Below are 4,535 nucleotides of genomic sequence, written 5' to 3'. Positions count from 1 at the left end.
GCCGAGCATCTGCATCTGGTCGGCGATGATGTCCGTGCTGTAGCGGTCGGCCCCGGTTTCCTTGTCCTGCCACTTGCGGGTCTTCAGGCGGCCCTCGACATAGACCGACTTGCCCTTGCGCAGGTACTCGCCGGCGATTTCTGCCAGCCGGTTGTAGAAGACGACGCGGTGCCATTCGGTGTCTTCGCGCCGCTCGCCGGTGGCCTTGTCCTTCCAGGTGGAGGTGGTGGCGATGGACACGTTGCAGATCGCGCTACCGTCTGGCGTGTAGCGCACCTCGGGGTCGCGCCCGAGGTTGCCCACCAAAATGACCTTGTTCACTGATGCCATGCTGTCTTTCCTTTTCTCGTATGGGCGGCCGCCTTCAGTGCGCGCGGTGCCAGCGCACGACCTCGGCGGCCAGGTTGCGGGCGGCCTCGTCATGGGGAAGCCGCCCGGTGTCCATCATTCCGTTGTGCCAGCCGTGCCAGTAGGACTTGCTCTTGTCGCTCCCCGGCTCCGGCGCGCCGTGCAGGCCGGCGAGGTAGCCGGCCACGCATTCGCCCTCGTCGAGGACGGCCAGCTCGTTGATGGTTGAAAGGGGTTGGTATTCGCTCATCTGGGCAGCCTCCCGCAGCAGGGCGCGACGAAGCGCGCGGCCAGCTCTTGCTTCAGACGAAAGAGCAGTGCATCCGTCGTGGCCGGGTCGAGGCCGGCCGAAAGGCAAAGCTGCACTGCTACCGCGTCATGATCGAGGTCGGCTCCGGGTATCGCGGCCCGTTCGATGGGGCCTGGGGCCGCGACAGGCCGGCAGCTAGTCGTCATCGCTGCCCCGTTGCAGGCACTTCAGCGTCACGCCCTCGGGCGCGTCGATGACCAGGGCCGGCTGGAAGCCGTTGCGGTAGTCCTGAGCCTCGATGTGCATGGGCCAGCGCGGGAAATCGCGGTCTTCGGCGTCCGGGTCGTAGTTGGCGACGCCGATCAGCCAGCTACCGCTGTTGCCAGGGCAGTGCTGGCCGGTGACGACCACGCCGAGCTGCGGCTGGCCGTCGATGGCCGGGCCGAGCACCAGGTATTCAATCGGCTTGCCGCTGGCGCAGTTGTCGTAGTCGTCCTTGAAGTGGGCGACTTCGCCGAAGGTGTCGTCGCTGTAGCCCTCGAATCGAAGAATGGGCATGGTTCTCTCCTTGGGGTTGGTGTGATGGCGCTCAGTCGCGCACGAACTTGTAGGAACCCATCGCCAGCAGCATCAGCAGCGCCCACAGGCAATGCCACGACCCGCTCATCTGGTAGAGCTTGGTGGTCGTCCAGGCGCAGGCGACGATCAGGACGATGTTCTTGACCATCACCATCAGGCCGATCAGCAGTTCAGGGGTGTATTTCTCCATCGCTCTTTCCTTGTGGCGGCCACTGGCCGCCGAGTCGCTTAATCAGGTGGCGCACGCCGCGCCGGCGCTCGCCGGTGCCGCGCACAACCCACAGGCCCGTGCCAGGCCAGAAATCGACGATCAGGTCAGCGGCCGACACGACCAGGTGCGCGCCGCCGTTCTTGGCCTCGAAGGAAATGCCGGCGGCGGTCAAGTTCCGGGCCGAGGCGTCGCGGTTTCCGGCGCGCTTGCGCTGGCTGTCTTCCTTCAGCGCGGGCTTCACGTCGCGCCAGTAGTCGCCCATGTCACCCATGCTTGACCCCCTTGGTTGAGGTGATGCCCAGTTGGGCCTTCCATTCAGCGATGCGCTCGTCGCATCGGCGCGCGCTGGCGCGGTATTCCGCCTCCCGGTCTTTCGCGCGCAGCCTGGCAATCGGGTCTTTCCGTCCAATGGGGGCGGCGCTCAGGTCGCGCGCGGTTTCGCGCGCCTGGGCGGCCAATTTCAGGAAGTGCTTCTTCTCGGCGCGTAGCCGGGCTATCTCGTCCTTGATGGCGTTGCTCATGTGACCAGCCCCTTGCGCCTACGACAGGCTTTTCAGGATGGACTGGAGCTGCCGCAGCTTGCCCAGGTTCTCCACGTTGGCCTCGCGCTCCTGCTCGATGGTCAGCGCCGCTTCCTCGATCTTCGCGGCCAGCTTCTTGAGCCGCGTGCCGAACTCATCGGCCAGGGCCACGACCTCGCCGGACAGTTCGCCCAGGATTTCGATGGGCGAAGGCTCGGGCTGGTGCGCCGGGGCGGTGACGGTCAGGGTGGGCCTGGGACTGGGTGTTGCTTGGGGCATGGGTGCTTCCTTTCTGGGTCGAGGGGTTGGGGTTCGGATGTCGGCGCGCTGGAACATGCCCGTTTCCGGCTCGCGCACGAGGCCGGCTTCGCGCAAGGCACCCAGGCAGCCGCGCACCACGCGAAGATCGGCGTTGCTGCGCTCCACCTCCTTGAGGGCGTTCCTGATCTGGATGGCCGGCGCGTGGCTTCGTCGTAGCCGACGGCCTTGATCTTGTGCGACTCCACTTCCTTCATGGGGATGTGCTGGTAGTCGGCGGCGTCGTCAAAAGCTGCTGCGGGTGCTCGGGTTGCCATGTCGGTAGTCCTTTCGGGGTTGCGGGTTGTGGCCGGGGCGGCCTGGGTTGCCGGCGCCGGCTGTCCGGCCTGCACGGTCTGGATGTGCCGCACCAGGGCGGCGCAGATGCGGGGGAAGTCGCGCTCGCGGTACAGCTTTGCCGACTTGTCGGTGGCGACATGGGGGAAGCCCAGCGTCGCCAGCCCGTCGGCGGTCAGCGCGATGGGCGCCAGGCGCTCGTTGATCTGGCCCAGCTTCAGCGTTGCGGTGGAGAGGCTGCCGCCACCGCCGCCACCCATCGGGCGGCTGTGGGCCGCGCACTGGGGGCTGGCCGTGACGAGTTCCGCCGCCGGCGCTGCTGCCATGTCCACTCCCAGGAAGGCCGATGCGTCCGCGTTGCCAGGGAAGTAGCTCGCAAGACTGTCGGGGCCGTTGTTCTCCAGCGCCGCATTGGCCGGGTGCAGCGGCACGATGGCGGCGTCTTCCGCCTCGTCAAGCGAGCGTTGCTGGGCGGCGGCCGCCTCGCGCTCCTGCTTGTCCTTCGCCTCGCGCTCCAGGCGCTCGGCTTCTTCCTTGCGGATGCGCGCGCGGTCGGCCTCCAGTCGCTCGGCCTCGGCCCGCTTGTGCGCGTCGATGCGGGCCGTGATCGCCAGCTTGAAGTCGTCCAGCGGCTTGACCGCGAGCTGTTGCAGGTCGGGCAGCAGCGCGCGGTGTTCGGCTGCATTGGTGCCCACCCAGGCCAGTTTCGTGCGCAGGTCGCCGGCCTTCTGGTCGGCGGCGATCTTGCCGTTCGCCAGCGCGGTGTCGAGCTTGTCCTGAACGCTCGCCAGGGTCTTCAGGCCCTTGATGACGGCCGCGAAGTCCGGCGCCGGCACGTCCAGGCGCAGGTCGGCAATTTCGCGTTGGAGTTCGGCCAAGTGGTCGGCGAACGCCTTGCGGGCGGCCTCGATCTTTTCCTCGCGCCGCCGCTTTTTCTCGCTCTCCAGCAGCTTTTCTGCCATGAGGCGGTTGTCGCGCGTCAGCTTGTGCAGCGCATCCTTCGCGCGCTTCGCGGCATCGACGCCGGACACCTGGGCCAGCATCTGCGCCTCGGCGGCGTCGAGCGCATCCTCGGCGCGCTTCAGTGCCTTGATTTGCAGGTCGAGGTCGGCGAAGTCCTGGTCGGTCTGCGGCTCACGTATCAGGCGCTCGTCGAGAAACTGGCGCAGAGCCTGCTCGAACACCGTGAAGTTCTCGGCCACGGTCAGCGCGCCGGACACCTGCACCGACACGGCGGGCAGCGCCTGGACGGGTTCGGCGACGATGGCCGGCTTGGCCTCGGGCAGCACGTAGTCGGCCAGGTCGCGGTCGAACTGCGCCCAGCCAGCGCGGATGCGGTCGAACCATTCCGGGTCGGGCCGGACTTCGACCCAAACGAGGTTGCCGGGCGTGCCGTCGGAGACGACGAAGATCACGCGCGCGGCGCCCGTCACCAGCATGATCTGCTGGCACTGCGGCATGTGTTCCTCGGGCAGGATGCCGGCGCGCACCGATGCGGCCAGGGCCTCGTTCCATTGCTTGTGCTCGAACGCAGTGTCGTAGAGCATGGTCAGGCCGTCGCAGGACGCCGACAGGTTGCCGCCCTCGTCTTCGTTCGAGCACGTCACCGGGTAGAGGTCGTCGCCGATGATTTCCTCGACCAGCGGCCGGGCCAGGGCTTCGACCTGGTGCCCGTAGTCGAGGATGTTCACCTGCACCCAGTCGGAGAACTCCTTCGGCGTGCCGGTGTGCTTGATGCGCAGCAGCTCGGAGCGGGTCGTTTTCTTCGACAGGCCCAGCATCGCGGCGGCTTCGCTGGCGCCGTGGTGGGTCAGGCGGAAGGCTTGCCATTCCGGGCTGCCCTGGACAAGTTCGTGGATTTTCATTGCTGCGCACCCCCTTCGGTCGCCCACGACGCGATTTCCATCTTCTGGTCGTCGGTGAGCAGTTCCTTGGTCTGAATCATTGCGATCAGGTCGTTCACCGACTTGCCGCCCTCGATGGCCTTGCGCCACCCGGCTTTCTTCTTCTCGAAGGCTTCATCGCTGCACGT

General features: G+C 66.9%; 8 protein-coding genes. All 8 read right to left on the bottom strand.

Annotated features, from left to right (window positions below; all coding sequences use genetic code 11):
- A partial coding sequence (gene ssb, locus JYJ84_RS29200; protein ID WP_205189803.1) for a single-stranded DNA-binding protein occupies positions 1-330 on the bottom strand: 330 nt, incomplete at its 3' end.
- A 34-nt stretch (positions 331-364) separates the two neighbouring features.
- Complete coding sequence (locus tag JYJ84_RS29195) at positions 365-598, bottom strand: hypothetical protein (protein ID WP_205184131.1); 234 nt, start codon at positions 596-598, stop codon at positions 365-367.
- A 195-nt stretch (positions 599-793) separates the two neighbouring features.
- Positions 794-1,156: a hypothetical protein gene (locus JYJ84_RS29190; protein WP_087778555.1), complete on the bottom strand. Its 363-nt coding sequence runs from the start codon at positions 1,154-1,156 to the stop codon at positions 794-796.
- 31 nt (positions 1,157-1,187) lie between these two features.
- Positions 1,188-1,367 carry a hypothetical protein gene (locus JYJ84_RS29185; protein ID WP_087778553.1) on the bottom strand — a complete coding sequence of 60 codons (180 nt, stop codon included), beginning with the start codon at positions 1,365-1,367 and terminating at the stop codon, positions 1,188-1,190.
- Positions 1,348-1,650, bottom strand: a complete 303-nt coding sequence (locus tag JYJ84_RS29180) for a hypothetical protein (protein ID WP_087778551.1) — start codon at positions 1,648-1,650, stop codon at positions 1,348-1,350. The genes JYJ84_RS29185 and JYJ84_RS29180 overlap by 20 nt, the downstream gene beginning before the upstream one ends.
- A gap of 1 nt (position 1,651) precedes the next feature.
- Positions 1,652-1,909 carry a hypothetical protein gene (locus tag JYJ84_RS29175; protein ID WP_087778550.1) on the bottom strand — a complete coding sequence of 86 codons (258 nt, stop codon included), beginning with the start codon at positions 1,907-1,909 and terminating at the stop codon, positions 1,652-1,654.
- A gap of 18 nt (positions 1,910-1,927) precedes the next feature.
- A complete protein-coding gene (locus tag JYJ84_RS29170) occupies positions 1,928-2,188 on the bottom strand; it encodes a hypothetical protein (protein WP_205189801.1) in 261 nt (86 codons plus the stop codon).
- Complete coding sequence (locus JYJ84_RS29165) at positions 2,152-4,368, bottom strand: YqaJ viral recombinase family protein (RefSeq protein ID WP_240201915.1); 2,217 nt, start codon at positions 4,366-4,368, stop codon at positions 2,152-2,154. The genes JYJ84_RS29170 and JYJ84_RS29165 overlap by 37 nt, the downstream gene beginning before the upstream one ends.
- Between the last annotated feature and the right edge of the window lie 167 nt (positions 4,369-4,535).

Source organism: Burkholderia sp. LMG 13014 (assembly GCF_905232215.1).
GTDB lineage: Bacteria > Pseudomonadota > Gammaproteobacteria > Burkholderiales > Burkholderiaceae > Burkholderia.
The sequence above is the reverse complement of the archived record's forward strand: the minus strand, read 5'-3'. Positions and strand labels throughout refer to the sequence as shown.

What these genes read in the sequence shown, in the direction of transcription:
- JYJ84_RS29195 (WP_205184131.1), bottom strand. Translation starts at nt 598, where the DNA reads ATGAGCGAATACCAACCCCTTTCAACCATCAACGAGCTGGCCGTCCTC.
- JYJ84_RS29190 (WP_087778555.1), bottom strand. Translation starts at nt 1,156, where the DNA reads ATGCCCATTCTTCGATTCGAGGGCTACAGCGACGACACCTTCGGCGAA.
- JYJ84_RS29185 (WP_087778553.1), bottom strand. Translation starts at nt 1,367, where the DNA reads ATGGAGAAATACACCCCTGAACTGCTGATCGGCCTGATGGTGATGGTC.
- JYJ84_RS29180 (WP_087778551.1), bottom strand. Translation starts at nt 1,650, where the DNA reads ATGGGCGACTACTGGCGCGACGTGAAGCCCGCGCTGAAGGAAGACAGC.
- JYJ84_RS29175 (WP_087778550.1), bottom strand. Translation starts at nt 1,909, where the DNA reads ATGAGCAACGCCATCAAGGACGAGATAGCCCGGCTACGCGCCGAGAAG.
- JYJ84_RS29170 (WP_205189801.1), bottom strand. Translation starts at nt 2,188, where the DNA reads ATGCCCCAAGCAACACCCAGTCCCAGGCCCACCCTGACCGTCACCGCC.
- JYJ84_RS29165 (WP_240201915.1), bottom strand. Translation starts at nt 4,368, where the DNA reads ATGAAAATCCACGAACTTGTCCAGGGCAGCCCGGAATGGCAAGCCTTC.